The following is a 26,972-nucleotide window of genomic DNA, read 5'->3' on the forward strand; positions in this document are numbered from 1 at the left end:
GAATGTATAAAATTTGACTTCGACAATTGTCCAGCTCCAGCGCCTAGCCCCTTGGGTCAAATAACCTTCGGCAATAAAAGTCAAAAGGCGGACTTTTCTTGCCGAAGAACATTTGCCTGTCGGGGCTGAACAAGGCGCTTGCGCTTTTCTTATTGTCAAAAGAGAGGAAGACAAGATGGGTAACAATTTTAAAGAAGAAGTATTGTCGCGCCGAACATTTGCGATTATTTCCCACCCGGATGCCGGAAAAACGACACTAACGGAGAAATTATTATTATTTGGTGGAGCCATTCGTGATGCAGGGACAGTAAAGGCTAAAAAGACAGGTAAGTTTGCTACCAGTGACTGGATGGAAATTGAAAAGCAACGTGGGATTTCCGTCACTTCCAGTGTAATGCAATTCGATTATGACGATTTCCGAGTCAATATTCTGGATACCCCTGGACACCAGGATTTCAGTGAAGATACGTATAGAACGTTGATGGCTGTTGATAGTGCAGTGATGATTGTTGACTCTGCAAAAGGGATTGAGGAACAAACGCTTAAACTATTTAAAGTATGTCGCATGCGTGGTATTCCAATTTTTACGTTTATGAATAAGCTTGACCGTCAAGGGAAATCACCACTTGAGCTTCTTGCGGAGTTAGAAGAGGTCTTGGGTATCGAATCATATCCAATGAATTGGCCAATTGGAATGGGAAAAGAATTCCTTGGTATCTATGATCGATTTAATAATCGTGTAGAACAATTTCGTGTAAATGATGACGAACGATTTATTCCCTTAACTAATGAAGGTGAAATAGCGGGCGATCATCCGTTAAAATCATCGGGGCTTTACGATCAAACATTAGATGAAATTATGCTTCTTAATGAAGCGGGTAATGAATTTTCAGCAGAGAAAATTGCAGATGGAACCCTGACGCCAGTGTTCTTTGGAAGTGCATTAACAAACTTTGGTGTACAGACGTTTCTAGAGTCTTACTTGCAATTTGCGCCACCACCAAAAGCACGTAATTCTTCGGTAGGAGAAATTGATCCGCTAGGAGAACAATTTTCAGGTTTTGTTTTCAAAATTCAAGCAAACATGAATCCAGCACATCGGGATAGGATTGCCTTTATCCGCGTGTGTTCTGGTAAATTTGAAAGGGGAATGACCGTTAATATACCGCGCTTAGGAAAACAACTCAAGCTTTCTCAATCTACCTCATTTATGGCTGAAGAAAGAAATACAGTTGATGAGGCAGTTAGTGGTGATATTATTGGGCTGTATGACACAGGGACCTACCAGATTGGTGACACCCTTACAACAGGTAAGGACAATTTTCAATATGAAAGACTGCCTCAATTTACACCAGAATTGTATGTCAGGGTTTCAGCCAAAAACGTAATGAAGCAAAAATCCTTTTATAAAGGTATTCAGCAACTTGTTCAAGAAGGTGCGATCCAGCTATTTAAAACAGTTAGGATGGAAGAGTACCTTCTAGGTGCAGTTGGACAGTTACAATTTGAGGTTTTTGAACATCGGATGAGAAATGAATATAATGCCGAGGTATTGATGGAACGAGTGGGTTCAAAGATTGCCCGTTGGGTAGAGGGTGATGTAGTGGATGAAAATTTATCAAGCTCACGGAGTATGCTGGTAAAAGATCGCTTTGATCATTATGTATTCTTATTTGAAAATGACTTTGCCCTTAGATGGTTCCAAGAGAAAAATCCTACGGTTAAATTATATAATCCTATGGATCAACACGAATAGAATAAACTCAAAAAGCAGCGGGAAAATAATCCACGCTGTTTTTTACATAAAGTTGGGAAAATCTATGTTCAAGCCTGTTAATTTGGCATCAGACTGGATAAGCTATATTGAACAGTTATTTACTTAAAAAAAGCCTAAAGAAGCGGGATATCACTATGAAAAAGTTGAGCAGATTAGAGGCCGTTTTATGGAATATAGCGTTTCCAGGTTTCAGCCAATTAATCATTGGTCAATATTTTAAAGGCGTGTTGTTTGTCATATTAGAAATAGTTGTGAATGTTATGAGCAGATTTAACCGAGCGATTATGTACAGCTTCCTAGGTGAAATCAAAAAGGCTGAAGCGGTTATAGACTATCAATGGCTTATGTTCTATCCATGTATTTATATGTTTTCTATGTGGGATGGCTACCGTTCTGCGATGCCTGATAATGAAAGATATTCTTTTTTGCCATTTGTATCTTGTGCTTATTTTGTCACGGTTGGTTTAATGGTGTCACCTAAAGTATCCATTTTTCAAATTCATCCCGGTCCAGTTTTTTTACCAATGCTGTTTTTAATTCCTGGGTTACTAGTTGGATTTCTTTTTAAATACTTATTGGCTTTTTTTAACAAAAATCAAATGGGTTAATGGACGAGCTTTAGATCAGCATAATCTGATTTAAAGCTTTTTATTTGGGAAAATTTTTTAATAAACCCCCAAAACTGTCTAAGCTGTCACGTAATAATGTAGTGAAAAGGCGATCGCAATAAACGAAAGAATGAGGGATGTTCAGATCGTATTTAACATAATAACTATGTTCCAGCCTAAACAATAAGTAAGGAAAAGATAGCCATTCTTGGAGTTATCTTTTTGACATTGCTTTACCCCCATAAAGTCCAAGGTAACGTTCGTATGTTATAATTGGTCGAATAGAGGTGAGCAAATGCTAAGTTTATTGTTTATGGCCAAGAAGAAAAAAAGAACCTTGGAGGAAACCGTCCTTCAAATTCAACAGGGCGACCAGTATCTACTGGACGAAATTATTGATGCCTACAAACCTTTTATTGCAAAGACTGTATCTTCCGTATGTAGACGATATATCTATGAAACTGATGATGAATTTAGCATAGGGCTTATTGCATTCAATGAAGCGATTGAAAAATATTCCCCAGAACGTGGAAGCTCGTTGTTAAGTTTTTCTGAAGTAATCATTAAAAGAAGAGTCATTGACTATATACGTAAACAAACTAAAAATCAACATATTAGTATTGATTTAACTAATTCAGCCCAAGATGAGGAAACAGCAGGAACCATTATTGTTAATGAGCTTTCTCTTGATGATTATCATAAAAAGAATGATGAACAATTAAGAAAAGATGAAATTATTCATTTTCAAAACCTATTAATAACTTTTGATTTAAGTTTTAGTGATTTAGTTGAAAATTCTCCGAAGCATGTGGATGCCAGGAGGAATGCCATCCTCGCAGCCAAATTGTTAGTAGCTGACCAGGAATTAAAGAATTTTTTACTTGAAAAGAAACGTCTTCCTATTAAGCAACTTGAAACAATGGTTAATGTGAGCAGAAAGACAATCGAGCGGAATAGGAAATATATTATAGCAATTGCTCTTATCTTATCGAGTGATTATGTTTACATGAAGGATTATATTAAGGGGGTGTTAGAGACATGAAAAAGGGAATTATAATGGAAATAAATGAAGGCTTTTTAACGCTTTTAACCCCCGAAGGTGAGTTTTTACAATCAAGAAAACAAAATCAGCCCTATTCTCTGGGAGAAGAAATTTATTTTTTTCCGATTGAAAGTGTGATTGGATTTAAAACAAAACGTTCAATTAAAAATATGTTTAAGTTAAAAACTGCATGGGCCGTTATGGCAGCACTTTTCCTTTTTATCGGAACATTTATTCCTTCGTATCAAAATAATAAGGCCTATGCCTACATGTCTATTGATGTAAATCCAAGTGTTGAACTTGGTGTGAACAAACAAATGAAGGTTGTGGAACTAACTGGCTACAATAAAGAGGGAAAAGAGATTATTTCACACCTTAAAGATTGGAAGAAAGAGGATGTTTCTGAAATAACAAAGGCTATTCTTTCTGAAATGAAAAAGGCTGGATATTTAGAAGAACATCACCAAGTCCTTATTTCTACTGTTCGAATTGAACAACCTGAACAAAAAGTAGAGGATCAACTTCAGAGGAAATTAGATAAGATTGAAGAAACTGTTAATAAAGAAAAGGTAGAAGTAATAGTTTTAACGGCCACTGAAAAGCAATTACAAAAAGCGCATAAGCAAGGTATGACTGCTGGGAAGTACCAAGAAGAAAAACTTCAGACCTATAGAGATCATTCCAAGCTAGATAATGTAAAGACTAAAGAAGGTACAAAAGAAAAAAGTAATATACCGGCTCAATCTCCAACTGTTAATAATTCTATGCCTCCAGGACAACAAAAAAAGCAAACAGAAAATAGCGTTAACGAGTCTGTTAATGGTAATGTAAGTGAAAAGAGTAATTTGGGTAAAAACGCGATTTCTCCTGGATATCTGAAAAGGGTAGAAGAGGAAAAGTTAAAGCAAAATCAAGGTCAATACAAGAAACAAACGAATACACAGGGCAAGACTAAAGAGCAAAAGGAATCAAGTCAGAGAGAAAAGGAAAATTATCATAGTAATAATCATGGTAATAATGACAGCAATAAAAATAATAATAATAAAAATAAGTAAAGTCCGGTATTAAAACCGGACTTTTTTCCATTTGTATGAAATTATTCTTTCGTGAAATTTCCGGAAAGTTGGGCTTGTGCTTGTTGAATCAGCCTTTTAGTAATTTCTCCGCCAACGGAACCATTTGCTCTTGAAACTGTATCTGAACCCAATTGAACGCCAAACTCTTGAGCTATTTCATATTTAACCTGATCTAGGTACTGTTCAATTCCAGGTACTAGTAGTTTATTGCTGCTGTTAGCCATTCCAATTCAACTCCTTCTTTTCTCCAGAGGCTTCTTTCCTCTGTAAAAGTATTATTTAATTTTTTTATCGTTTTCATGAGTGGAAATGTTTTTCGTAATTGGATATTAAATTCTAGTCTGTCCCTTTACTTACATCCTTTGAAGGGTGCATAAATGGAACAGCCTGTGGCTTTCGTTTACTTTCCAGTAATTCCCGATTTTCGGTTGTATTCCACCCAATATCATTCGTTGGGTGAACCCATTCATCACCAGCCATAATTGATGGGTCTGTATCCTTGGACCAATTTTCTAATGGTGAGTTTTTAGAAGCGTATAAACTGTCTCCGATCGTAACGCCATGTTTGTTGACAAAGGGGTCCTCCATCTTTATTCCAGTTCCTTCAAAGCTTGGAGCATTTATTTGATGTGGCATGGTTTCGTTAATTGCAACGTCTTCAATTGACGGTTTTGTATCTTTAGAATGTTTCATCACTCATCACTCCTTTTAACTATTATTTTCTGCCTGTAGTTTTTTTTTATTTATGAAAAATAAGGAAGGAAAGGAATGAACGTATTTTGTTAAAACTATATCTGTACTAATTAACTTTTAGGAGGGTTTCTGTATGGCAAAGCGTAAAGCAGAATTTGATGCTGTTACCAAATATTCTAAAACACCTCATAAAAATGTTCAGGAAAGTGAATTCTCAGCTGAATTTGCCGACAACAACAACGCAATTAGAGGAGCAAATCGCAATTCTAAACAAGGCAAGAAGGGTAGAAGTGAATGAAAAGTCGTAGAAAAACTCCTCCGCGTATACCAGTTGAGGAATTTAGTGTTGAATATGGAGACGTAAATGGGAAGTCGCTTTACGAAACAAAAAAGTCCAATAAAAAAAATAAATAAGCCGGGTTCTCCCGGCTTATCGTTAGGTTGTAAATATAAGCGTTCGATTTTTTGTAGGGTCGAAATAAGCCAATAAACAGGAAGGCTGTTTTTTGATTTCGCCCGTTGCTAAATAACCTTTTAAATCTAAGGAAATTTCTTCCAGCATCGTGTGTTTAAATAATTCCTTTTCCTCAAGGTTTAAATCAATAAAATCTTTTCCTAAGAGGTTAGGGTTCTCAATAAACTTTTTATATAACTCTGTTCGACTATTTTTATCATAGCTTGCTTCCCACCAAGGTTTTCTTGGTTTGTATTTATGATTGATTAAATAATCATATTTCATTAAATCTGCAACTACATCAAGGTTCTTCACTTCTTTTTGTTCAAGGAAAGAATATAACCTACGGAATAAGTCCTCTAGCTGATGACCAATTCTTGACCAGCCGCGTTCATCCCAATAGCTGCCAAACTCTTGAAAGAAATCAAATGGAGAAGGAAAAACATTTTTGACCAAGTATTCAACTGTATGATCCATCCTATGGTCATTCCAATATTTTTCTAGTACATCTTCAACTTGTTTAATCCTTACAATATCGTCAAAGGAAAGGACGTTGTTGCTTAGAATTTCATATGGAGAATGGTCCATGTATACATATTGATGTTGTTCAGCACGCAATCGAACTCCAGTGCCGCGAAGCATTTTTAAGAATCCTAATTGTAATTCCTCGGGCCTCATCTCAAAAACATCGTTAAAGGTTTTTCGGAAAGATGCATAATCCTCTTCAGGTAATCCTGCAATTAAATCCAGATGCTGATCGATTTTGTTTCCTTCCTTTACCATTGTTACCGTTCTGGTAAGCTTGGCAAAGTTTTGTTTCCGCATGACTAATTCATTCGTATAGTCATTTGTAGACTGAACCCCGATTTCAAATCGGAAAAGACCTTTTGGTGCCTCTTGGTTAAGGAATTCAATTACTTCCGGCCTCATAATATCGGCAGTTATTTCAAATTGAAAAACTGTTCCAGGTAGATGTTCATCAATTAAGAAACGGAACATTTCCATGGCATAGCTACGGCTTATATTAAAGGTACGGTCAACGAATTTAATCGTTTTTGCTCCGTTTTCCATTAGATACCGTATATCAGCTTTAATTTTTTCTCTATCAAAATACCTTACCCCTACCTCAATGGATGAGAGGCAAAACTGGCAGCTAAATGGACATCCTCTACTAGTTTCTATATAAGTTACCCGCTTACCTAAGTAAGGGATATCTTCAGGAAGTCGGTAGGGAGACGGAAGCTCTTTAAGATCTAGCTTATTCATTTGTGGGGTTATGATAACCCTATCCCGAGAACGATAAGCAATACCGGGAACGTTACGATAATCATTATTCGTTTCGATTTCTGTGAGTAACTGTTTAAATGTTTGTTCACCTTCACCGATTACAATAAAATCGACCTCAGAGTGTTTTTCCATCCATTCCATCGTATCGTAGGTAACTTCAGGTCCCCCTAAGACGATTAAAATAGAGGGGTCAATTTTTTTAAGCATATTGACTACTTTGAGTGTTTCTTCAATGTTCCAAATATAACAACTAAAACCAATAACGGCCGGTTTGGATTGATAAAGGTCTGACACAATGTTCATAACCGGGTCCTTAATCGTATATTCTTTGAGCTGTATGGTAAATTCGGGAGCGGCATAAGCCTTTAAATAGCGAATAGCAAGGTTTGTATGGATGAACTTTGCATTCAATGTAGAACAAATTACATTCATAAACTGGCTCCTTTTCAATGATAAAACAAAAAATAATTATATCTTATTTTCAACCAAAAAGATAGCAGACAAACAGGCTGAAAGATTATGGCTCCATATTATCTTCTTATAATCCACTAACTTAAAGCTGTTATATTACAAATGTAATGCTGTTATATAATTGTATAATTCTAATTAATTCAGTCATATTAATGTTTCTTCGGAAAAATATAAATGTGTTTCAAAAAAATTCTCTTATGTTTGACTTTTGTCACAGCTTAATATATTTGCATGTCTTACAATGATCGTGGGGAAGTTAATTTTTTATGACATTTTAAAGGTATTTTTATGAACGAATAAGTGTAGCGCAAAAGGCTCAAGAGCCATGTGTATACTTTTTTAACAATGGGGAGGGACATTATGTCTATTTTACCGAAAAAAAATGAACTTGGATTTTTTGAAATTCGACTTGAATCAATTGGAGGCTTAGGTGCAAACCTAGCTGGAAAAATGTTGGCGGAAGCTGGTGTTCTTAGTCTTGGGTTGAAGGGTTCCAACTTTTCATCATATGGATCAGAAAAAAAGGGCTCTCCTGTAAAGAGCTTTATCCGTTTTTGTGAACCAGATGTAGAAATTAGAGATCATAGTCCAATTGAACAGCCACATATCGTTGGTGTTTTCCACGAAGCCCTATATAAGACAGTTAATGTTGTCAGTGGCTTAGGTGCTGAGGGAATAGTTCTAGTAAATACAGAAAGAGAATTTGATGAAGTAAAAAGGGATTTACAACTAGAAAATGGAACTTTGGCCATTATTGATGCCTTAAGTATTGCGGTTGAAGAAAAAACAAAAGTAAATACAGCGATGCTCGGTGCTCTATACCGGATACTAGACTTTTTAGATCCAGAATCAATGAGAGATGTTATACGTAAAACATTTACAAAGAAATATCCTCATCTTGTTGAACCAAATATTCGTACGTTTGATCGTGGATATAATGAAGTGAAATTTAAAACCTATGAAGTTCCAGAAGGGGCGGAGGGTAAAGCCTTCACTCGTCCACTTCCGATGCTAGGGTTTACAACCCAGGAAATCGGAGGGGTTTTAGTTTCACAAGCAAATAGTATTTTTAAAGATTTAAGTGGTTCCCGTCAAGGTTTCCTTCCGGAATTCCAGCAAGAAAAATGCATACATTGTGCTGCCTGCGACAACGTATGTCCAGATTTCTGTTTCGTTTGGGAAGAAGGAGAAGATAAGCGCGGCAGAAAGCAAATGTTCCTTAAGGGAATTGATTATCAATATTGCAAGGGCTGTTTAAAATGCGTGGAGGCATGTCCAACAGATGCGCTCGGAGATCTACGTGAAATGATTGGGTATGCAGACGCTAACCGCGTGAAGCAAAACTTTCCTTATGTTACAGGAGGTAGTCTCTAATGGCAACTTTAGAAGATAAATTAACAACTCAAGCGATGGCCGAACAAATTTCAACTTTTGAATCAGGTAATGAAATGGCTGCAATGGCTGCAGCTCAAATCAACTATCATATCATGGGGTATTTCCCAATTACTCCTTCTACTGAGGTAGCGCAATTCCTAGACCAAATGAAAACTCGTGGCGAGCATGATATTAAATTAATCCCTGCAGATGGTGAGCATGGTTCAGCGGGTATTTGCTACGGTGCTGCTGCTACCGGTGCTCGCGTATTTAATGCGACAAGTGCAAATGGATTACTATATATGATTGAACAGCTTCCTGTACAATCAGGAACTCGTTTCCCAATGGTAATGAATTTAGTTACACGCTCCGTCAGCGGTCCACTTGATATTCGTGGAGACCACTCTGACCTTTATTATGCATTAAACACTGGCTGGGTTATTTTAACAGCCAAAACACCGCAAGCTGTCTATGATATGAATATTATGGCACTGAAAATTGCCGAGCATTCAAAGGTACGCTTACCAGTTATTGTAGCGTATGATGGATTCTTCACTTCACATCAAAAGCGTAGGGTAGAATTCTTTAAGGATCGTCGCGTTGTTCAACAGTTTGTTGGGGAGTGCCCAACAGATTACAATTTTGCTAGAGACCCTAAAAAACCAGTTACCATTGGTGCACATATGAGCGGTGATGATTTTATTAATAATCATTTCCAGCAATCCGAAGCCATGTATAATGCTGGTGAGGTATTTAAAGAAGTAGCTGCTGAATATGCGAAACTATCTGGTAGAGAATACCCAGTTCTTGACTTATATAAAATGGAAGATGCAGAAGTGGCGTTATTTTTATTAAATTCCGCAGCTGAATCAGCTAAGGATGTCGTTGATCAGCTTCGTGCAAAGGGAATTAAGGCAGGAGTCATTAGTCCGAATATTATCCGCCCATTCCCTGCGAAGGAAATTCGTGAAGCTCTTAAAAACGTGAAATCCTTATTAATTGGGGAACGTGCCGATTCATATGGAGCTAATGGTCCGAATTTAACACATGAAGTGAAATCTGCTCTTCAAGATGACCGTAATAATCAAACAATTGTTTTAAGTCGTGTTTTCGGTCTTGGAGGAAAAGACTTCTATGCAAGTGATGCTGAGAAGTTCTTTGAAATGGCTATTGAAACGATGGAGAAAGGCTACGCCGAAAAACCATTTGATTACTATGGTCATATCCCAGGTAACCCTGAAAAGATCCTTAAGCCGGTTATTTTACCGCAACATGGAGATGTATATAAATCCGGTCTAATTGATGTGAAAATGGATGAGGAAACCAATAAGTTAAAAGTGAAAATCCCACCGCTACGAGCTCTTACTGGTAAACCAAAGAGAATCGCTTCTGGTCATGGTGCTTGCCCTGGATGTGGAATTTTTGCCGGCCTTGAGTTATTCTTCAAAGGAATAGAAGGAGATATTGTTACTCTATTCCAAACAGGTTGTGCTTATGTTACAACAACCGCTTATCCGCATACATCTCATAAGCAAACGATGATGCACAACTTGTTCCAAAATGGTGCTGCAACCTTATCAGGTACAGTGGAGGCTTTCATGGAATTAAAACGCCGTGGTGAGATTCAAGTTTCTGATGATGCTACGTTTGTTATGATTACCGGAGATGGCGGTATGGACATTGGAATGGGTTCTGCCATCGGTACAGCTCTTCGTGGACATAAGTTAATCATGCTTGAGTATGATAATGAAGGTTACATGAATACTGGCTCTCAAATGTCCTATTCCACACCAATTGGACATATGACAAGTACTTCTGGAGTTGGTAAGACACAGAGAGGAAAAGCCTTCCATCATAAGGACACGGCGCAAATTATGGCTTCAACTAATATTCCTTACGTATTTACAGGTTCAGAAGCATTCCCTCAAGACCTTATCAAGAAGGGAGCAAAAGCACAGTGGTATGCGCAAAATGTCGGAACGGTGTATGGAAAACTTCTAATCACTTGTCCACTTAACTGGAAATCTGATGACCGTTACGGTGCAACAATCATTGAAGCGGCTGTAAATTCCTGCTTCTTCCCACTTTATGAAGTAGAGCAAGGGGTTACAACAATTACGTATAACCCAGAAGAAAAGAACAAACGAATTCCACTGGCTGATTGGTTAAAATATATGGGTAAAACCAAACATTTGCTAAAAGATGAAAACAAGCCAATCTTAGAAGATTTTGAAGCAGAAGTAGAAAAAAGATGGCAGCGTTTAAAAGCTAAACACGAAAGTCCAATGCTATAAGTTAGATCGAAAAAGCAAAGTGTCATGTGCACTTTGCTTTTTCTTTTGCTTTTCTTATTGACAGAAAAATTAAAGTTTGATATATATCTAATTAGATGAATATCGAAATTGAGAGGTGTATACGATGATGCAGCTAAACCGTTTAGTAGCGTTTTATAAAACAATGGGTGATCCAACGAGATTCAGGATCGTTGCTCTTTTAGCTAAGGGTCCTCTTCATGGTCAGGCTATTGCAGGTAAACTAGGATTAACGGCACCAACCATCACACATCACTTGAAAAAACTGAGGGAAATTCATGTGGTATATGAAAGAAGAGATAAAAATACGATTTACTTCTATTTAAATGAATCTATGATTAAACAACAAGCACAGGTATTAACGCAGTTACTTGAGAAAAAAGGAGAGGAGCTGGGGAATATGGTGGAATCTAGTTTAGAAAGACAAAAAGTTCTTGAGAATTTCTTTACTAAAGATGGGAAATTAAAAAGCATTCCTGCTCAGAGGAAGAAGAAATTAATCGTCTTTGAACATATCGTAAAAGGGTTAAAAGCAGGTAAAAAATACGAAGAAAAAGAATTAAACGAGTATATCAAACAATTCCATGATGATTATGCAACCATACGACGGGAATTCATAATCAATCATTACATGTATCGGGAAAATAGTATATACGAACTAAACCCAGAAGAAATGTGGGCAAAACCACAATAAAAATGGAGGTTGACTTTCTATGAGTCAACCTCTCTTTGTTTCCTAGAGTGCTTCTCTGACTGTACGAATGAACGCAGTGAGGTCTTTTATTTCTTTTCTCTGTTTGACAAGGATTTTTCCAAGTTCTATAGAATGTCGCTTCGCTGCTAATCGTGTTTGCTCATCCTCAATTCTATCCAAATCCGCTACATGGGCGAGTCCGATAGTTCTTCTGATCAACTCGCATCCAGCAAAACCGATTGTATCCTCAAAGAATTTAGCCAGCTGAAAGCGTAAGAACGAAGGGGTCTTAGCTAATGGTTCTTTGTTTTCCGTATTCCATAATTGTGAATATTGCTCTTCAAAGACATTCCAAACAGTTTCAATATGAGTGATAAACAGTTCACGTTTTGGCACATTCACAATGACTTGGAAGAGTAAATTAGCAAAAACTTGACCAATGTCAAAACCAGCTGGTCCGTAAAAAGCAAATTCAGGATCAATTACTTTTGTTTCGGAATCGTCGGCAAAGACACTTCCTGTATGCAGATCTCCATGAAGGAGTGATTCCGCTTCTGTTAAGAAACTTCTTTTTAAAACATTAACATGAAACTTTAGCTCCTCGTCCAGCCAAAGATCTTCCACTACTGGACGCAGGTCAGATTCAAATTCATTTGTTTCTGCGTCAAAAAATGGACCTGTAAAAATTAAATCCTCAGTAATTTTGCATAGCTCAGGATTAATAAATTGCTGAACTTTTGCCTTTTTCTCTGCTGGAGTTAGCGCATAATCTGAGGTGAAAAATAAAGTTCTAGCCAGGTACTCACCTAAATGTTTAGAAATGAGGGGATAGGTCGCACCTTTTATAAATCCTGTTCTAGCAATTAAGAGATGGGATAAGTCCTCCATTACAGTAACAGCTAAAACATCATCTGTGTAATATACCTGTGGTACGAAATTTGGAGCAATCTGACCAAAAGTTTTTAAGGCTTCTGCTTCAATTTTCGCCCTTTTAAGTGTTAATGGCCAGCTTTCACCCACGACTTTTGCATAAGGGAGAGCTTGTTTGATAATGATACTTTTCCCTGAATCTTGATCAACCAAGTGGAATACAAGGTTAAGATTGCCATCACCAATTTCCTTACTAGATAGGTTTGCTTTTTCAGAGAAAATATTTAAATTAATTGATAATTCGATAGCAGCTTCTTCAGTTAAAGGTTTGTACGTTGTCTGTTTTAATAGACTCATAATAAATTCCTCCTTATTTTGGAGGCTCTGTTGTACTTTACGCACAAAAAAGCCTCTTTCTTGTCTGAAAGAGGCTAGAAGATGTATGTTTCTTCGCACCTCTTATCTCTCAGAAAGAACATCCTTCTGTTGGAATTAGCACCGTGCCTTTTAGGGAGTCCCCTGTACCTATCTCATGATAAGCGCCCCGCTTTTCAGTGGGTTAAGGTCGGTTGCTGGGCTTCAAAGGGCCAAATCCCTCAGCCAGCTCGTGATAAGAGTAAATCTAATATTCTATTTTTTCAGTATGATAAAAACTATAACAGGATAAAAAGAAAGGTGTCAACAAAATTTTGAAAATATTATTAATTTTTAAATTTGAAACTTCTAACGATAGTATTCTGGCTTTCTATCTGCGAAGATAGGGATTTGTTTGCGGATATCTTTAACAAGGTCCATGTTTAATTCTGCAGATAGAATTTCCTCTTCATCCCCAGCTTCTGCAATCACTTCTCCCCAAGGGTCAATAATCATACTGTGACCAGCAAATTTGTTATTTGGATCACTTCCAGACCGGTTGCAGGCAACAACATAACATTGATTTTCGATTGCTCGAGAAATTAGTAAGGCCCGCCAATGTGCTAACCGTGGTTCAGGCCATTCTGCGACCACAAATAGTGCTTCCGCACCATGAGAAGTATGGGTGCGTATCCATTCAGGAAAACGGATGTCATAACAAATGACTCCCGCAAAATGACGATTCTGTAATTGAAATAAGCCTTTTTCTGTACCAGCCTCTAAATATAAATGCTCATCCATAAGCTTAAACAAATGTAATTTACTATATTGGTGAACCAACTGGCCTTCTTTGTTTATGATAATCAAAGTATTTTTTACTCCGCTATCATTGCGGTTTGCAACAGATCCTCCAACGAAATGAACTTGGTATTTTTTTGCTGCCTCCTGTAGAAACTGAATCGTTTGTTTCGCTTGGTCATCTGCAATTTCATCAAGTCGTGTTAGGTCATATCCGGTGGTCCAGAGTTCAGGTAAGACGAGAATGTCAGGCTTAGTTTCCATTGCTTTTTCAATCAGTCTTTCAGCAGAATGATAGTTTTCATATGGATTACCAAAGGCGATATCCATTTGTAGACAAGATATGTTTAATTTCAAAGAATTTTCCCTCCGGTTCGAAAAATCAGAATTTTTTCTTTACAAGCTGTTATAAAAGTTATATCATTTGTGACTAGAATTTCAACAAAAATTTGTAATGAATAAGCAGGTGAGAGAGTGATGAAACAATTTCCACCATCAGAGCTTTTAACTAGTCTGCCAAAACAATTTTTTGCAGGCCTTGTAAAGAAGGTTGGAGAGTATATTGCCGAAGGGCATGACGTTATAAATTTAGGACAAGGAAATCCAGATCAGCCAACGCCTGAGCATATCGTGTCAAAATTACAGGAGGCGGCCGCTAATCCCATCAATCACAAATATTCTCCGTTTCAGGGGCATAGATATTTAAAACAGGCAGCAGCTGATTTTTACTTGAGAGAGTATGGAGTAACGATCAATCCTGATAAGGAAGTGGCTATTCTTTTTGGCGGAAAAGCAGGGCTTGTAGAGATTCCACAGTGCTTGTTGAATCCAGGGGATACCATCCTTGTGCCAGATCCCGGTTATCCAGATTATTGGTCAGGTGTGGCTCTGGCAAAAGCGGAAATGGTTACAATGCCATTGAGGGAGGAAAATGCATTTTTACCTGACTACAACGAACTTTCTTCCGAATCGTTAGTAAAAGCAAAGGTCATGTTTTTGAATTACCCAAATAATCCTACCGGTGCTGTTGCCACTGAAGAATTTTTTAAAGAAACAGTGAAACTGGCAAACGATCAAAATATTTGCGTTGTTCACGATTTTGCTTACGGTGCCATTGGTTTCGACGGTCAGAGACCTATAAGCTTCCTAGAAACCGAAGGGGCTAAAGAAGTAGGAATCGAAATTTATACTTTATCTAAAACCTACAATATGGCTGGCTGGCGTGTAGGATTTGCTGTAGGGAATGAAAGTGTGATTTCAGCCATTGAACTCCTACAGGATCATCTGTATGTAAGTTTGTTCGGAGCTGTTCAAGAAGCGGCAGCTACAGCTTTAACTGCATCACAAGAATGTGTTAGAGAATTGAATGAACTATATGAGCGAAGACGTAATGTATTAATTAACGGACTTCGGTCGATAGGTTGGGATGTAACCGCACCAAAGGGATCCTTTTTTGCATGGCTTAAGGTGCCTGTTGGGTACACATCTGGACAATTTGCTGAAATTCTACTTGATCAAGCACATATAATGGTCGCACCAGGTATTGGTTTTGGTGAATTTGGAGAAGGCTTTGTTCGAGTAGGCTTATTATCATCCGAAGAACGGTTAGCTGAAGCTGTCAGAAGAATTAGTTGTTTAGAAATGTTCAAAAAATAAGTTGACAAATGTTTTTTTTCTTGCGATAATCCAAAATAAAGTTTAACAACTTATAAATGTGAATAAATACGAATCGTTTTCTTATCAAGAGCAGGTGGAGGGAAAAGCCCTATGAAGCCCGGCAACCGACTTAACCAAAAGTTAAGCACGGTGCTAAATCTTGCAGCAATCTGGCTGAAAGATGAGAAGATGTTAGTTTGTGATGCTAACCTCTTCTTTTCGAAGGGGTTTTTTTGCATTTTAGAAGGGAAGTTGGAAAAATGTCTGAAATAATTGCAACATATCTTGTTCATGATGAAAAAAATCCGGAGAAAAAAGCAGAGGAAATTGCTCTTGGATTAACTGTTGGTTCTTGGACGAATCTTCCTGAGCTTGAGCAGAACCAATTACGTAAGCATAAGGGCAGAGTCGTTTCCATTGAAGGGAAAGACTCTGAAAGAGACGGTCTAGCAATCATTCGGATTGCCTATCCAACCATTAATTTCTCTACTGACTTGCCAGCGATATTAACTACTGTTTTCGGAAAACTGTCCTTGGATGGAAAAATAAAATTACTAGATTTGCAGTTTGATGGTCGCTTAAAGAGTCATTTTCCTGGACCAAGATTCGGTATCGATGGAATTCGAGAGAAAATAAACGTATATGAAAGACCATTAGTGATGAGCATCTTTAAAGGCGTACTTGGTAAGGACATACACTTTTTGGTAGAGCAGTTAAAGCAGCAAGCTCTTGGTGGTGTTGATTTAGTCAAAGATGATGAGATTCTCTTTGAAAATGAATTAACACCTTTTGAAAAAAGAATTACCGCGGGAAAACAAGTGTTAAATGAAGTTCTAGACGAAACTGGTCATAGAACGCTGTACGCAGTAAACCTGACTGGGAGATCCTCACAACTTAAGGAGAAGGCAAAAAAAGCAGCTGAGCTTGGAGCAGACTTACTATTATTTAATGTCTTCTCCTATGGATTAGATGTCCTGCAAGAATTAAGAGAGGACAATGAAATTGGGTTGCCTTTAATGGCACATCCAGCAGTAAGCGGCGCATTAACTTCTTCATCCCAATATGGCTTTTCCCATTCTTTGCTCCTTGGAAAGCTTTTACGTTATGCAGGTGCTGATTTATCACTGTTCCCATCTCCATATGGAACGGTGGCATTAGAAAAAACATCTGCACTTTCGATTGCAACTGAATTGACGAAAGAGGATGTTTATAAAAAAGCTTTTCCAGTGCCATCAGCGGGAATACATCCAGGGTTGGTATCCTTGTTAATTCGTGACTTTGGAATTGACTCCGTAATAAATGCAGGTGGTGGCGTTCATGGGCATCCAAACGGTGCTCGTGGAGGTGGCCTTGCCTTCCGACAAGCAGTGGATGCCATTCTTCAGGGAAACACACTCTCAGTAGGAGCGGAGCAGTACCCTGAACTTAATAAGGCACTTCAGCTTTGGGGAAATGCCGAGGTGACGGTCTAAATGACAAAGCCGGTTATTTATTGTGATTTTGATGGAACCATTACAGAAAGTGATAACATCATTGCTATAATGAAACAATTTGCTCCTCCTGAATGGGTGGAAATCAAGGATTTAATTCTTTCTCGTCAGATTTCAGTGAATGAGGGTGTGGGGAAATTATTTTCCTTATTGCCTAGTAATAAGAAGAAAGAAATAACTGAATTTGCAATTGAAAATGCAAAAATCCGACCAGGCTTTAAGGAGTTTGTAGGGTATGTTCGTGAAAAGGGAATTCCCCTCTATATTGTTAGTGGCGGTATAGATTTTTTTGTCCATCCGATTTTAGCAGAATACGCTCCTTTTGATGGAGTGTATTGTAATCATTCTGATTTTTCTGAAGAAACAATTAATATACTTTGGCCACATGAATGCGATTCCTCTTGTAACAATGATTGTGGTTGCTGTAAGCCTAGTATTATGCGGAAACTGAACAATCCAATGGGGAGTTTTAAAATCGTAATAGGCGACTCTGTGACCGACCTAGAGGCTGCTAAACATGCTGACTTTGTGTTAGCAAGGGATTTACTTCAGGAAAAATGTGTGGAGTGGGGTATTAACCATCAAGGGTTTCATACTTTCTTCGATTGTATCGAGGAAATAAATAAAAGAATTGAGGTGGGTGAGCTAACATGTTAAAGGAAAGATGGGCAGAATTAGCCGATATTAAGGATGAATTGGCAGAGAGAGATTGGTTTATGGGGACAAGTGGAAACCTTGCCATTAAAGTGAGTGATCATCCGCTTCAATTTTTGGTAACAGCCAGCGGAAAAGATAAACGTAAGCGGACTTCAGAAGATTTTTTATTAGTGGATGAATTTGGTCGTCCGGTAGAAGAGACTCATTTAAAACCGTCAGCAGAGACACTTCTTCATGTGGAGATTTATCGCAAGACAAATGCTGGTTGTAGTCTTCATGTTCATACCATTGATAATAATGTGATTTCAGAGGTCTATGGTGATCATGGAGAAGTTACCTTTAAGGGTCAAGAGTTAATTAAGGCTTTTGATAAGTGGGAAGAGGATGCTGTTTTAAAGATACCTATTATAAGAAATTATGCACACATTCCTACACTTGCAAATAAATTTTCAGAACATGTCTCCGAAGACAGCGGTGCTGTACTAATTCGAAACCATGGAATCACAGTGTGGGGACGGAATGCATTTGAGGCAAAAAAAATCCTAGAAGCGTCAGAATTTCTATTCCGCTACCAACTGCGGTTACTAGAACATAAACCATACCAATTATTTAAAGTAGTTTAAAAGAGAATGATCTGTTAAAGAACGTATGTTAAATTTACACACCTGTTGATTGGAGCGGAAGGTGCGAAGACTCCTGCGGGATTAGCGGTCACGGGAGACCCCGCAGGAGTGAGCGACGAGGAGGCTCCCGGAACGCCCCGCGGAAAGCGAAGCACCTGGAGCGCAAATCAACAGACAAGTTTAAATGAACTAATAAAATTCATTGCGCATATGGCTTAATATTAAAAAAGAAGAGAGGCTGATTTATAATGGCATATATTACATTTCAAAAGAAAGAAGATCAAATTCACGAGCAGGAGGCAGTTGCAAGCTTCCTAGAAAGTCAGGAAGTTATTTATGAAAACTGGGATATTGACAAGCTTCCAGAATCGTTAGTAGAAAAATACCTTTTAAGCGATGAAGAAAAAGAAGAAATTTTAAACACTTTCGCAGCAGAGATTGAAGATATTTCTGAGAGACGTGGGTATAAAGCACAAGATGTGATCTCATTATCTGAAAACACTCCAAATCTTGACGTATTACTTACTAATTTTAAAAACGAGCACCATCATACAGATGATGAAGTTCGTTTTATTGTAAGTGGTCACGGGGTATTTGTTATTCAAGGTAAAGATGGAGAGTTTTTTGAAGTTCATTTAAATCCTGGTGATTTGATCTCTGTACCAGAAAATACAAGACATTATTTTACCCTTGAAGAAGACAGAAAGGTTGTTGCAGTAAGAATTTTTGTTACAACCGAAGGCTGGGTTCCTATTTACGAAAAAGAAGAAGTAAACCAATAAAAAAGGAAAACTGGCTGCAGCAATGCAGTCAGTTTTTTTATCTATTTTTGAATTCATTTTTCGGAGTTGGAAGTATTTTGGAAAAATTTTATCATTAGCTTAATAATCCAATCAAAATAAAAGAAACTTATTCAATCATTTTCCTTCCTATTTGCGTAAGGTAAAATTTGTCATAATGCAATCGAAGGAAGGCGGAGACAATTGTCGTAAAAGCTTGAAAAAAACGAAGGAATTTGTCGAAAAACGAAAGAAATAGAATGTTTTGTCTACTTTTGCGAATGTATTTACTTTTAAAGAAATTCTTGTCATAATTCTTCAAGTAGTCAACTTTATTAGTCAATTACAGTAACAGGGTAATGAGTAGGAGGATAACATTGTACAAGGATAGTATTAATCAAAATGATATGATTGAACAGATAAGGGTCAAAAGGGAATTAATGATAAATTGCGCAAACACGTTGGGCTATACAAGTGAGGAAACAATTAAATACAGTCAGGAGCTAGATGAATTAATTAATGATTACCATAGGGTAATGGGACAAGCTTCCAGGCCAAATGAAGAAGTTAAAATTGCTTTTAAACAAATGATTATGATTTGGCCTAAAGTATTAGTCTAAATGGAATTTGAGAGGTACAAAACAGCGTATAAATACATTGAAAAATGCTTGTCCTATTAAAAAATATTAATTATTAACACCATAATTAAAAGCCCCATTATAAACGCATAGGTTGATACCCGCTCATTTCCGTCTCCATGACTTTCGGGAATTAATTCTTTATAAATGATATATAACATCGCACCTGCCGCAAAAGATAGGCCGTATGGAACAAGGCCTTGAACAAATGAAGTTAAAAAATACCCTAATAATGAAGTTACAATTTCAATTGCACCTGTTAAGGTCGCTATAAAGAAGGCCTTCCATTTACTAATTTGCTGGTTAATTAAAAAGAGAGCGACAAGAAGGCCTTCTGGAGCATTTTGAAAACCGATTGCTAATGCGATTAAATTTCCAGTATCTCCTTCTGTAGATGCATAACTAACACCAACAGATAGACCCTCAGGGATATTATGTAAAGTAATGGCAGCGATAATTAACAAAGCTTTTTCATCAAAATGAATTCCCTTTTTACTATGTTGTAAGTCAATATGGGAATATTTTTTTCCAAGAGAGTTAGTACACCTACCCCTAACCAAACACCGACAAAAAGTGATATAAATCCTCCGTATTTGAGGGCTTCCGGAATCAAACCAATAGTAGAAGCTGCCATCATAATGCCTGCACTAAATGCTAACAATACGTCCTTCCATCGATGTGTAATAGAATGATGAATAAATAAGATCAGTAACGCTCCAACTCCTGTTGATAAAGCAGAGAGTACACTCCCAAAAATAACCTCCTTCATTTCTTTCCTCCTTCCTTATAATCATAAAATCTACAATTTTAGACAGTACTGTGATTTTTATCATTGTTTATATCCCAATATTTCATATAGTTATATTAGTGCTATATTTATACAATCTCACATCATGATTAACTACATATCTTACCACAATTTGTCATTACTTCAACTTTTTTTGTTATTTTAATCCTACTCCCTAGAATCTACTCAAGTTTGTCATGCTTATTTAGTTTATCCGTAGTCTCAATAATCTTTGTAAGAAAAAAAAGAAAACCATCATTGTTTGGTACTATGCTTGTGTTACGGTTCATATATCGTTAATAAAAGCATTTTTTATAACCAAAGGAAGCAAACGCTTTCACCAATCTTAGACTATATGGAGGAGGGAAAGTCCTACATGCACATTGTCGTATGTGTCAAACAAGTACCTGATACAAAAATCATTAAAATCAATCCTAAAACAAACACACTCGACCGCCGAAGTGCTCCAGCTATTTTGAATCCTTACGATGCACATGCTGTTCAAGAGGCTGTGAAAATTAAGGGAAAAACGGGAGGTACCATATCTGTTTTGTCAATGGGACCACCGCAAGCAACGGCTGTAATTAAAAAGAGTATTGAAATAGGTGCAGATAGAGGCTATTTGATTTCTGACCGTGCCTTTGCGGGTGCAGATACACTTGCAACAAGCTATGCCTTATCTAAAGCATTAGAAAGAATCGGGAAGGATCTTCCAGTTGATTTAGTGATTTGTGGGAAACATGCTATCGACGGAGATACAGGGCAAGTTGGACCAGGAATCGCAAGAAGGATGGATATTCCACCAGTTACAAATGTAATTGAAGTTACGGAAGTTAATCAAGCGGAGAAAACCATTTTAATCAAACGGAAATTAACCAACGGATATGAACTCATTCAGTCTGAGCTACCTTGCTTATTAACAGTTGAAAAAGAAATAAATGATATCGACTATTCCCCAATGCCGAACATGATTAGTGCAGCTAGATATGAACCTATTATCTGGGCAGTAAGTGATCTAGAGAATGTTGAACGTTCTCAATTAGGACTTAAGGGTTCACCGACCATTGTAGGTAAGATGTTTACACCTCCACGACCAGAGGGTGGTAAAAAACTTGAGGGTACTGCTGATGAGCAAGTGAAGCAGCTCATGGAATTGTTATCAGAGAAAAAAGACCTGTTAACAATCCAGTCATCAAAATAACAAAGATTAATCAGTTGCCGCAAGGAGGGGTTTACATGAATCTAGACGATTATCGTGGAGTCTGGGTCTTTATAGAACAAAACGAAGGTAAAATAGAAGGCGTTTCACTTGAATTGCTTGGAGCCGGCAGAAAGCTGGCAGATAAACTGCAAGTTCCCTTAGCAGGATTCTTATTAGGAAGTGAAATTAAACCATTAGCAAATCAGGTAATAGCCTATGGTGCTGATGAGGTGTATGTCATCGATCATCCGGTAATGAAAGATTATCGGACTGAATCTTATATGAGGGGTGTTATGCTGCTGGCTCAAAAATATATGCCAGAGATTATCCTTTACGGAGCAACACCAAATGGAAAGGATTTAGCAAGTGCGGTAGCAACCGATTTATCTACAGGCTTAACAGCGGATACTACGATGTTGGATGTGGATACCGATAATAGATTGCTAGAAGCAAGCAGACCAGCATTCGGTGGAAATATCATGGCCACCATCTTATGTAAAAAGCATCGACCACAAATGGCCACTGTTCGACCGAAAGTAATGAAGGCACTAGCGCCAGATCCAGACCGTCTTGGTAAAGTCATTGAAGAAAAAATTTCACTGCAAGAAGAAGATATGCGGACAAAAGTACTCCAAATTGTGAATGACGTAACAAAAAAAGCTAATTTAGCAGAGGCACATGTCATAGTATGTGGTGGAAAAGGCATGGGAGATTTTCAAAATTTCCAGCTGATTCACGAGTTAGCAGAAACAATAGGGGCAAGTGTCGGCGGTACTCGTGATGTTGTAGAAGCTGGATGGCTACCGCACGAACAGCAAGTTGGTCAAACGGGAGAAACGGTGACTCCGAAGATTTATTTTGCTATTGGTATTTCAGGAGCAATTCAACATGTAGTTGGTATGAAAAACTCCGAGTTCATCATTGCTATCAACAAAGATCCAAATGCACCCATTTTTGATGTTGCAACATATGGAATTGTTGGAGATGCAATGGAAGTTCTACCTAAACTAATCGAGCAATTTAAGCAGCTCAGATCAGAAAAAGGCGGTGTTGTAAGCTATGCCTGAGAAATTTGATGTGATTGTCGTTGGTGCGGGTCCTGCAGGAACTTCCTGTGCTCTGACTTGTGCGAAAAATGGATTAAACGTTTTGCTTATCGAAAGAGGAGAATATCCTGGTGCCAAAAACGTAATGGGCGGAGTGTTATATCGAAAGCAAATGGAAGAGTTGATTCCTGAATTTTGGAAGGAAGCACCTCTTGAGAGACCCGTGATTGAACAGCGCTTTTGGATGATGGATAAAGAATCTGTTGTTTCCTTCGGCTATAAAGGTCTTGAGTGGGCCGTAGAACCTTATAATAACTTCACTGTTCTCCGAGCACAGTTTGACCAATGGTTCGCGCAAAAAGCAGTCGAGGCCGGAGCGCTCCTAATCAACGAAACGGTGGTTACCGAATGTATTGTTGAAAATGGAAAAGTAGTAGGTGTGCGAACGGACCGCCCAGATGGAGAGGTATATGCCGACGTCGTTGTACTTGCAGACGGAGTAAACTCACTCTTATCTAAACAGTTAGGCTTCCATAAAGAATTTCGACCAGATGAAGTGGCATTAACTGTTATGGAAGTGGTTAATTTATCCAAGGAAAAGATCAATGATCGTTTTAATTTGGAAGATAACCAAGGCTGTACCATAGAGGTATTTGGGGATTCAACAAAAGGTAACCTCGGAACAGCTTTTATTTACACCAATAAAGAAAGTATTAACATTGGAGTAGGTACTACTCTTTCCAGTATGATTAAAGCCAAATTAAAGCCGTATGAGCTGCTTGATTACTTGAAAACACACCCTATGGTAAAACCATTAATTGCAGGTGGAGAATCCGCAGAGTATCTTGCCCATCTCATTCCAGAAGGCGGATATCGTTCGGTTCCTAAGGTTGCTGGAAATGGAGTAGTTGTGATCGGTGATGCTGCTCAGCTTGTTAATGCCATCCACCGTGAAGGTTCGAATATGGCCATGCATTCAGGCATGTTAGCGGCTGAAACGGTAATAGAAGCGAAACATCGAGGCGACTATTCAGAGTCCAGCTTAAACCTCTATCGTGAGAAGTTATATGATAGCTTTATCATAAAAGATTTAGAGAAATATAAAGATGCTGCACATACATTTGAAAAGTATCCACAATACTTCAATGAATATGTTCCAATGATGAATAAAGCCATGAGCAAATTCTTTACGGTAGATGGAACACCAAAACGTGAAAAGCAAAAGCAGATTATGAAGAGTGTCACTTCTGAAAGAGGAACGATTCGAGTATTGCAAGATATTTATCGTGCTTGGAAGGCGGTGAAATAATGTCAACGAAGAATATTGAAGAAAAACAGTATCTTCTCCGTTTTAAGTGTGACACGAAGTCTCATTTAACCGTACTTGATCATGATGTATGTATGACACAATGTCCCGATAAAATTTGCACAGTATTTTGCCCAGCAGAGGTGTATAAGTGGGAAGGAACAAGGATGCAGGTGGGCTACGAGGGTTGTCATGAATGCGGAAGCTGCCGAATAGGCTGTCCTTACCAAAACATCAAATGGGAGTATCCAAAGGGTGGACATGGAATAGTATTTAGACTTGCATAGAATAATAGAAAAAGTGTTGTTTGCGGCTTGCCGTGAACAACACTTTTTTTATTCGGTATCCGAGAACACAAAGTGCTGTCGTTGATTTTCTATTATTATTATTAAGTAGCCAGTCTTAGGTGACCGAAGAGGTGATGAGAAAGGGGAACGGGTAACGTAGAAGCCAGTCTAATTTACCGTATTGGATTCCTGCTAGAAAACATGCTTAGGCTTTAAAAATAACTGCCATATGCATGACTATTAAAATAGAAATATCTTTAATATCACTATATGTAGGTTTTTTCACAAGTGGGGGTAAAAAAGAGGTAAAGCAGAAGGTTGGTATGTTAGAGGCTTAGCTAATTTTCTCTAGTAGGGTTGAGGAGGATAGCTCATCTTTCTTTCCTGAAGCAACGAATGAAGAAGCTAGTTGGTTTGCATGATCCATGAACTCTATATTCTCTGAACAATAATAAGGCTTTCTCCAATTGAAATCACCGTCACAATCAGCGGGATATATGCTAACTTTCCAATTATAGTAAATGGTAGGTTGTGGGAGTTGTACCCCTTCTACAGCAATAAGCCAATGTGTATAAGGAGAATTAGGGATGGTAGCATCAGATTCCTTTAGTGCCTTTAAATCGTTAAAACCGATTGGGATTAATGCCTTTTGATAAAAGTCATGGTAATTTGGGGTTTTCATGTATTTTTGACCTCCCTTTCATGTTCTATCTTCATTATATGAAACTTTCAAACAATTTTTGTGTGATAAATGTTAAATTTTCAAAAAAATTAAAGCGGTTTCATAAAAATGACAAAAATACGACAACTATCCGCTTCTTTTTCAGAGATGTGACCTCTGTCACTACATTAATTCATAGTTAATTTTATACTTAGGACACAAATTACAATAGAGGTGAATGATAATGAGTGGTTGCATGAGTGGGTTTGGCGGTATGCCCCAAGCTGAATTAAGTGAAGGATTAAAACAACTTAAAAGTGAACATCCTCCATTATTAGAACAATTAGAGAAGCTATACACTTTAACACAAAACATTGACCAAGAGTTGAATGTTGAAGAAGATTTTATTGAATTAATTGAGCAAGTGAAAGCCTTTAAGGCAGCTTTAGACTCACATTCAGAAAGAGAAGAAGGCGTCCTTTTCCCAATGATGGGAACCTATATTGGAACAACCTCAGGACCTATTGCGGTAATGGAGTATGAACATGATCAAGCGAAAACCAATATCGGTTCTTTTCTAACAAATGCAGAAGTTACAGAAGCATCTACTGAAGAAAAGAAAAGGTTAGCTGAGTTAATCCAAAATGCCTATTTCATCTTAACCGAGCATTTCTCTAAAGAAGAAAATGTACTATTCCCAATGGCAGAAAGAATGCTAACAGATGAAGAAAAAGCTGAATTGTACAAAAGAATTCAAGAAATAAAGTAAGGATAGGCATTAGCCTATCCTTACTTTATTTGATTCCATTCCCACACCTTCTGATCAGATGGAAGTAAAAAAGCGATTAAACCGAGTAAGGGGAGTACCCCTAGCCATGTAATCATTGATTGTAAACCAATCCAGTCAGCAAGGTATCCTAACCCCACTGAACCAATTGCCCCCATGCCAAATGCAAGTCCTACAGTTAAACCAGACATTGTCCCAATCTTTCCAGGAACTAATTCTTGTGCATAGACAACTGTCACAGAAAAACTAGTCATTAAAATAAATCCGGTAAAAATCAAAAAGATAAAGGCAATTGTTGGAGGTACATAAGGAATGAGAAACGAAAAAGGAACAGTTGCCAGCATGGAAAAGGAAATAATCTGTTTCTTTCCAAAACGGTCAGAAAGCGGACCTCCAAAGAATGTCCCAATTGCACCCGATACGAGAAAGGCAAATAAGAAAAGCTGAGACTGTTTAATGGTAAGTCCATACTCTTTAATTGCATAAAATGTATAGAAATTGGTCATTCCGGATGTGTACCAAGTCCTAGCAAAGATAAGTAACAGGATAAAGACGATTGTATTTTTAACTTCTTTGGACAACCCGACTTTTTGATCCATACCTGTTCTTTTACCTTTTGCTGTTTTAGGAGATTGGTTTAGTCTCTGATTATACCAACCTGCAATATAAATCAATAAAATCACAGCAAGAGCAGCAACAATGGTAAACCAAGATGCACCCCTCTGTCCCAGTGGGACTAGAATAAGCGCTGTAATAAGTGGGGCCAATGCCTGACCAGTATTTCCGCCGACTTGATAAATTGATTGAGCAAGACCTCGGCGATTCCCTGCAGCCATATAGGCAACCCTAGAGCCTTCAGGGTGAAACACGGCTGAACCGAGACCAATCAAGACAACAGCTAAGACAATCCAAACAAAATTTGAAGCAAATCCTAATCCAAGTATTCCAACTAAAGTAAAAGTAAGTCCTATTGGCAAAGCAAATGGCATAGGCTTTTTGTCAGTTACGAACCCGACTAGTGGCTGCATGACAGAGGAGACCATATTTAATGAAAAAGCAATGATCCCTAGCTGGGTGAAGCTTAACCCCATCGACTTCTCTAATATCGGAAACATAGCTGGTATAACAGCCTGAATCGCATCATTTAATAAATGACATAGCCCGATGATAAAGAGAATTTTAAACATGGTAGACTCTGAGGCTTTTGGCGTTTTAACGGGTAAAGCAGCTTGCTGACTCATTGA

Annotated in this window: 27 protein-coding genes, 1 pseudogene and 2 riboswitches; of the genes and pseudogenes, 20 read left to right on the forward strand and 8 right to left on the reverse strand. The window is 37.8% G+C overall.

From position 1 onward, the window contains the following. Nucleotides 1–175: 175 nt before the first annotated feature. From AC3A54_RS07890 to AC3A54_RS07905, 4 genes are all read left to right on the forward strand, one after another. Entirely contained in the window at nt 176–1,756 is a 1,581-nt protein-coding gene (locus AC3A54_RS07890; protein WP_487654069.1) for a peptide chain release factor 3, read from the forward strand. A gap of 155 nt (nt 1,757–1,911) precedes the next feature. After that, the gene (locus AC3A54_RS07895; RefSeq protein WP_487654070.1) at nt 1,912–2,385 is read left to right on the forward strand and encodes a hypothetical protein; all 474 of its coding nucleotides are present in this window, start codon (nt 1,912–1,914) and stop codon (nt 2,383–2,385) included. 295 nt (nt 2,386–2,680) lie between these two features. Further along, nucleotides 2,681–3,427, forward strand: coding sequence for an RNA polymerase sigma factor SigI (gene sigI / locus AC3A54_RS07900; RefSeq protein ID WP_308080390.1), 747 nt, complete (start codon nt 2,681–2,683; stop codon nt 3,425–3,427). After that, the gene (locus AC3A54_RS07905; RefSeq protein WP_487654071.1) at nt 3,424–4,482 is read left to right on the forward strand and encodes an anti-sigma factor domain-containing protein; all 1,059 of its coding nucleotides are present in this window, start codon (nt 3,424–3,426) and stop codon (nt 4,480–4,482) included. Before sigI ends, AC3A54_RS07905 begins: the two co-directional genes overlap by 4 nt. A 41-nt stretch (nt 4,483–4,523) precedes the next feature. Here the strand turns inward: AC3A54_RS07905 and AC3A54_RS07910 are convergent, their stop codons facing one another. Both AC3A54_RS07910 and AC3A54_RS07915 read right to left on the reverse strand, forming a co-directional pair. Then, the gene (locus tag AC3A54_RS07910; RefSeq protein WP_335544050.1) at nt 4,524–4,727 is read right to left on the reverse strand and encodes an alpha/beta-type small acid-soluble spore protein; all 204 of its coding nucleotides are present in this window, start codon (nt 4,725–4,727) and stop codon (nt 4,524–4,526) included. A gap of 112 nt (nt 4,728–4,839) precedes the next feature. After that, nucleotides 4,840–5,196, reverse strand: coding sequence for a DUF3905 domain-containing protein (locus AC3A54_RS07915; RefSeq protein WP_335527288.1), 357 nt, complete (start codon nt 5,194–5,196; stop codon nt 4,840–4,842). A gap of 133 nt (nt 5,197–5,329) precedes the next feature. On the opposite strand from AC3A54_RS07915, the gene AC3A54_RS07920 reads away from it, so the two are divergent. Next, a complete protein-coding gene (locus AC3A54_RS07920) occupies nt 5,330–5,494 on the forward strand; it encodes a hypothetical protein (protein ID WP_308080386.1) in 165 nt (54 codons plus the stop codon). Continuing rightward, nucleotides 5,491–5,610, forward strand: coding sequence for a hypothetical protein (locus AC3A54_RS07925; protein ID WP_487654072.1), 120 nt, complete (start codon nt 5,491–5,493; stop codon nt 5,608–5,610). Before AC3A54_RS07920 ends, AC3A54_RS07925 begins: the two co-directional genes overlap by 4 nt. Before the next feature lie 22 nt (nt 5,611–5,632). Here the strand turns inward: AC3A54_RS07925 and AC3A54_RS07930 are convergent, their stop codons facing one another. Then, on the reverse strand, nt 5,633–7,369 hold the full coding sequence (locus tag AC3A54_RS07930) for a B12-binding domain-containing radical SAM protein (RefSeq protein ID WP_487654073.1): 1,737 nt from the start codon (nt 7,367–7,369) through the stop codon (nt 5,633–5,635). 399 nt (nt 7,370–7,768) lie between these two features. Here AC3A54_RS07930 and AC3A54_RS07935 point away from each other — a divergent pair, with 399 nt between their 5' ends. From AC3A54_RS07935 to AC3A54_RS07945, 3 genes are all read left to right on the forward strand, one after another. Next, nucleotides 7,769–8,782, forward strand: coding sequence for a 2-oxoacid:acceptor oxidoreductase family protein (locus tag AC3A54_RS07935; RefSeq protein ID WP_335548187.1), 1,014 nt, complete (start codon nt 7,769–7,771; stop codon nt 8,780–8,782). After that, nucleotides 8,782–11,076, forward strand: a complete 2,295-nt coding sequence (locus AC3A54_RS07940; RefSeq protein ID WP_335548189.1) for a thiamine pyrophosphate-dependent enzyme — start codon at nt 8,782–8,784, stop codon at nt 11,074–11,076. The genes AC3A54_RS07935 and AC3A54_RS07940 overlap by 1 nt, the downstream gene beginning before the upstream one ends. Before the next feature lie 127 nt (nt 11,077–11,203). Continuing rightward, complete coding sequence (locus AC3A54_RS07945) at nt 11,204–11,788, forward strand: DUF2087 domain-containing protein (protein ID WP_487654166.1); 585 nt, start codon at nt 11,204–11,206, stop codon at nt 11,786–11,788. 42 nt (nt 11,789–11,830) lie between these two features. On the opposite strand, the gene mtnK is transcribed toward AC3A54_RS07945, so the two are convergent. Together mtnK and AC3A54_RS07955 are read right to left on the reverse strand one after the other, a co-directional pair. Further along, on the reverse strand, nt 11,831–13,015 hold the full coding sequence (gene mtnK / locus AC3A54_RS07950) for an S-methyl-5-thioribose kinase (RefSeq protein ID WP_487654074.1): 1,185 nt from the start codon (nt 13,013–13,015) through the stop codon (nt 11,831–11,833). A 99-nt stretch (nt 13,016–13,114) separates the two neighbouring features. Then, nucleotides 13,115–13,275, reverse strand: a riboswitch (SAM riboswitch). A 106-nt stretch (nt 13,276–13,381) separates the two neighbouring features. Further along, complete coding sequence (locus tag AC3A54_RS07955) at nt 13,382–14,167, reverse strand: carbon-nitrogen family hydrolase (RefSeq protein ID WP_487654075.1); 786 nt, start codon at nt 14,165–14,167, stop codon at nt 13,382–13,384. Nucleotides 14,168–14,287: 120 nt separating this feature from the next. On the opposite strand from AC3A54_RS07955, the gene AC3A54_RS07960 reads away from it, so the two are divergent. The 6 genes from AC3A54_RS07960 (at nt 14,288) to AC3A54_RS07985 (ending at nt 19,635) form a co-directional block, all read left to right on the forward strand. Next, nucleotides 14,288–15,466 carry an aminotransferase class I/II-fold pyridoxal phosphate-dependent enzyme gene (locus AC3A54_RS07960; RefSeq protein WP_487654076.1) on the forward strand — a complete coding sequence of 393 codons (1,179 nt, stop codon included), beginning with the start codon at nt 14,288–14,290 and terminating at the stop codon, nt 15,464–15,466. 78 nt (nt 15,467–15,544) lie between these two features. Further along, nucleotides 15,545–15,654, forward strand: a riboswitch (SAM riboswitch). 72 nt (nt 15,655–15,726) lie between these two features. Then, the gene (gene mtnW, locus AC3A54_RS07965; protein ID WP_487654077.1) at nt 15,727–16,938 is read left to right on the forward strand and encodes a 2,3-diketo-5-methylthiopentyl-1-phosphate enolase; all 1,212 of its coding nucleotides are present in this window, start codon (nt 15,727–15,729) and stop codon (nt 16,936–16,938) included. Beyond that, nucleotides 16,939–17,613: a 2-hydroxy-3-keto-5-methylthiopentenyl-1-phosphate phosphatase gene (locus AC3A54_RS07970; protein WP_335548199.1), complete on the forward strand. Its 675-nt coding sequence runs from the start codon at nt 16,939–16,941 to the stop codon at nt 17,611–17,613. Further along, entirely contained in the window at nt 17,607–18,236 is a 630-nt protein-coding gene (locus tag AC3A54_RS07975) for a methylthioribulose 1-phosphate dehydratase (protein ID WP_335548202.1), read from the forward strand. The genes AC3A54_RS07970 and AC3A54_RS07975 overlap by 7 nt, the downstream gene beginning before the upstream one ends. Nucleotides 18,237–18,484: 248 nt before the next feature. Beyond that, complete coding sequence (locus AC3A54_RS07980; RefSeq protein ID WP_487654078.1) at nt 18,485–19,018, forward strand: 1,2-dihydroxy-3-keto-5-methylthiopentene dioxygenase; 534 nt, start codon at nt 18,485–18,487, stop codon at nt 19,016–19,018. Nucleotides 19,019–19,392: 374 nt separating this feature from the next. Next, nucleotides 19,393–19,635: a Spo0E family sporulation regulatory protein-aspartic acid phosphatase gene (locus AC3A54_RS07985; RefSeq protein ID WP_487654079.1), complete on the forward strand. Its 243-nt coding sequence runs from the start codon at nt 19,393–19,395 to the stop codon at nt 19,633–19,635. A 56-nt stretch (nt 19,636–19,691) separates the two neighbouring features. Here the strand turns inward: AC3A54_RS07985 and AC3A54_RS07990 are convergent. Next, nucleotides 19,692–20,422: pseudogene (locus tag AC3A54_RS07990) on the reverse strand (ZIP family metal transporter). Nucleotides 20,423–20,816: 394 nt separating this feature from the next. Here AC3A54_RS07990 and AC3A54_RS07995 point away from each other — a divergent pair. The 4 genes from AC3A54_RS07995 to AC3A54_RS08010 are packed head-to-tail and all read left to right on the forward strand — an operon-like array spanning nt 20,817 to nt 24,280. After that, the gene (locus AC3A54_RS07995; protein ID WP_487654080.1) at nt 20,817–21,641 is read left to right on the forward strand and encodes an electron transfer flavoprotein subunit beta/FixA family protein; all 825 of its coding nucleotides are present in this window, start codon (nt 20,817–20,819) and stop codon (nt 21,639–21,641) included. 35 nt (nt 21,642–21,676) lie between these two features. After that, nucleotides 21,677–22,708, forward strand: coding sequence for an electron transfer flavoprotein subunit alpha/FixB family protein (locus tag AC3A54_RS08000; RefSeq protein ID WP_487654081.1), 1,032 nt, complete (start codon nt 21,677–21,679; stop codon nt 22,706–22,708). Continuing rightward, nucleotides 22,701–23,996, forward strand: coding sequence for an FAD-dependent oxidoreductase (locus AC3A54_RS08005; RefSeq protein ID WP_308080370.1), 1,296 nt, complete (start codon nt 22,701–22,703; stop codon nt 23,994–23,996). Before AC3A54_RS08000 ends, AC3A54_RS08005 begins: the two co-directional genes overlap by 8 nt. Then, a complete protein-coding gene (locus AC3A54_RS08010) occupies nt 23,996–24,280 on the forward strand; it encodes a ferredoxin family protein (protein WP_040204690.1) in 285 nt (94 codons plus the stop codon). Before AC3A54_RS08005 ends, AC3A54_RS08010 begins: the two co-directional genes overlap by 1 nt. Nucleotides 24,281–24,614: 334 nt before the next feature. On the opposite strand, the gene AC3A54_RS08015 is transcribed toward AC3A54_RS08010, so the two are convergent. Continuing rightward, the gene (locus AC3A54_RS08015; RefSeq protein WP_487654082.1) at nt 24,615–24,962 is read right to left on the reverse strand and encodes a hypothetical protein; all 348 of its coding nucleotides are present in this window, start codon (nt 24,960–24,962) and stop codon (nt 24,615–24,617) included. Between the two features lie 223 nt (nt 24,963–25,185). On the opposite strand from AC3A54_RS08015, the gene AC3A54_RS08020 reads away from it, so the two are divergent. Continuing rightward, complete coding sequence (locus AC3A54_RS08020; RefSeq protein WP_487654083.1) at nt 25,186–25,710, forward strand: hemerythrin domain-containing protein; 525 nt, start codon at nt 25,186–25,188, stop codon at nt 25,708–25,710. A 20-nt stretch (nt 25,711–25,730) separates the two neighbouring features. On the opposite strand, the gene AC3A54_RS08025 is transcribed toward AC3A54_RS08020, so the two are convergent. Next, nucleotides 25,731–26,969 carry an MFS transporter gene (locus AC3A54_RS08025; protein WP_487654084.1) on the reverse strand — a complete coding sequence of 413 codons (1,239 nt, stop codon included), beginning with the start codon at nt 26,967–26,969 and terminating at the stop codon, nt 25,731–25,733. Nucleotides 26,970–26,972 lie beyond the last annotated feature (3 nt).

The organism is Neobacillus sp. Soil_C_43 (genome assembly GCF_057656715.1).

Bases quoted from the DNA above. Each gene is read 5' to 3' on its own strand.
- AC3A54_RS07890 (WP_487654069.1), top strand. From the start codon at position 176: ATGGGTAACAATTTTAAAGAAGAAGTATTGTCGCGCCGAACATTTGCG.
- AC3A54_RS07895 (WP_487654070.1), top strand. From the start codon at position 1,912: ATGAAAAAGTTGAGCAGATTAGAGGCCGTTTTATGGAATATAGCGTTT.
- sigI (WP_308080390.1), top strand. From the start codon at position 2,681: ATGCTAAGTTTATTGTTTATGGCCAAGAAGAAAAAAAGAACCTTGGAG.
- AC3A54_RS07905 (WP_487654071.1), top strand. From the start codon at position 3,424: ATGAAAAAGGGAATTATAATGGAAATAAATGAAGGCTTTTTAACGCTT.
- AC3A54_RS07910 (WP_335544050.1), bottom strand. From the start codon at position 4,727: ATGGCTAACAGCAGCAATAAACTACTAGTACCTGGAATTGAACAGTAC.
- AC3A54_RS07915 (WP_335527288.1), bottom strand. From the start codon at position 5,196: ATGAAACATTCTAAAGATACAAAACCGTCAATTGAAGACGTTGCAATT.
- AC3A54_RS07920 (WP_308080386.1), top strand. From the start codon at position 5,330: ATGGCAAAGCGTAAAGCAGAATTTGATGCTGTTACCAAATATTCTAAA.
- AC3A54_RS07925 (WP_487654072.1), top strand. From the start codon at position 5,491: ATGAAAAGTCGTAGAAAAACTCCTCCGCGTATACCAGTTGAGGAATTT.
- AC3A54_RS07930 (WP_487654073.1), bottom strand. From the start codon at position 7,369: ATGAATGTAATTTGTTCTACATTGAATGCAAAGTTCATCCATACAAAC.
- AC3A54_RS07935 (WP_335548187.1), top strand. From the start codon at position 7,769: ATGTCTATTTTACCGAAAAAAAATGAACTTGGATTTTTTGAAATTCGA.
- AC3A54_RS07940 (WP_335548189.1), top strand. From the start codon at position 8,782: ATGGCAACTTTAGAAGATAAATTAACAACTCAAGCGATGGCCGAACAA.
- AC3A54_RS07945 (WP_487654166.1), top strand. From the start codon at position 11,204: ATGCAGCTAAACCGTTTAGTAGCGTTTTATAAAACAATGGGTGATCCA.
- mtnK (WP_487654074.1), bottom strand. From the start codon at position 13,015: ATGAGTCTATTAAAACAGACAACGTACAAACCTTTAACTGAAGAAGCT.
- AC3A54_RS07960 (WP_487654076.1), top strand. From the start codon at position 14,288: ATGAAACAATTTCCACCATCAGAGCTTTTAACTAGTCTGCCAAAACAA.
- mtnW (WP_487654077.1), top strand. From the start codon at position 15,727: ATGTCTGAAATAATTGCAACATATCTTGTTCATGATGAAAAAAATCCG.
- AC3A54_RS07970 (WP_335548199.1), top strand. From the start codon at position 16,939: ATGACAAAGCCGGTTATTTATTGTGATTTTGATGGAACCATTACAGAA.
- AC3A54_RS07975 (WP_335548202.1), top strand. From the start codon at position 17,607: ATGTTAAAGGAAAGATGGGCAGAATTAGCCGATATTAAGGATGAATTG.
- AC3A54_RS07980 (WP_487654078.1), top strand. From the start codon at position 18,485: ATGGCATATATTACATTTCAAAAGAAAGAAGATCAAATTCACGAGCAG.
- AC3A54_RS07995 (WP_487654080.1), top strand. From the start codon at position 20,817: ATGCACATTGTCGTATGTGTCAAACAAGTACCTGATACAAAAATCATT.
- AC3A54_RS08000 (WP_487654081.1), top strand. From the start codon at position 21,677: ATGAATCTAGACGATTATCGTGGAGTCTGGGTCTTTATAGAACAAAAC.
- AC3A54_RS08005 (WP_308080370.1), top strand. From the start codon at position 22,701: ATGCCTGAGAAATTTGATGTGATTGTCGTTGGTGCGGGTCCTGCAGGA.
- AC3A54_RS08010 (WP_040204690.1), top strand. From the start codon at position 23,996: ATGTCAACGAAGAATATTGAAGAAAAACAGTATCTTCTCCGTTTTAAG.
- AC3A54_RS08015 (WP_487654082.1), bottom strand. From the start codon at position 24,962: ATGAAAACCCCAAATTACCATGACTTTTATCAAAAGGCATTAATCCCA.
- AC3A54_RS08020 (WP_487654083.1), top strand. From the start codon at position 25,186: ATGAGTGGTTGCATGAGTGGGTTTGGCGGTATGCCCCAAGCTGAATTA.
- AC3A54_RS08025 (WP_487654084.1), bottom strand. From the start codon at position 26,969: ATGAGTCAGCAAGCTGCTTTACCCGTTAAAACGCCAAAAGCCTCAGAG.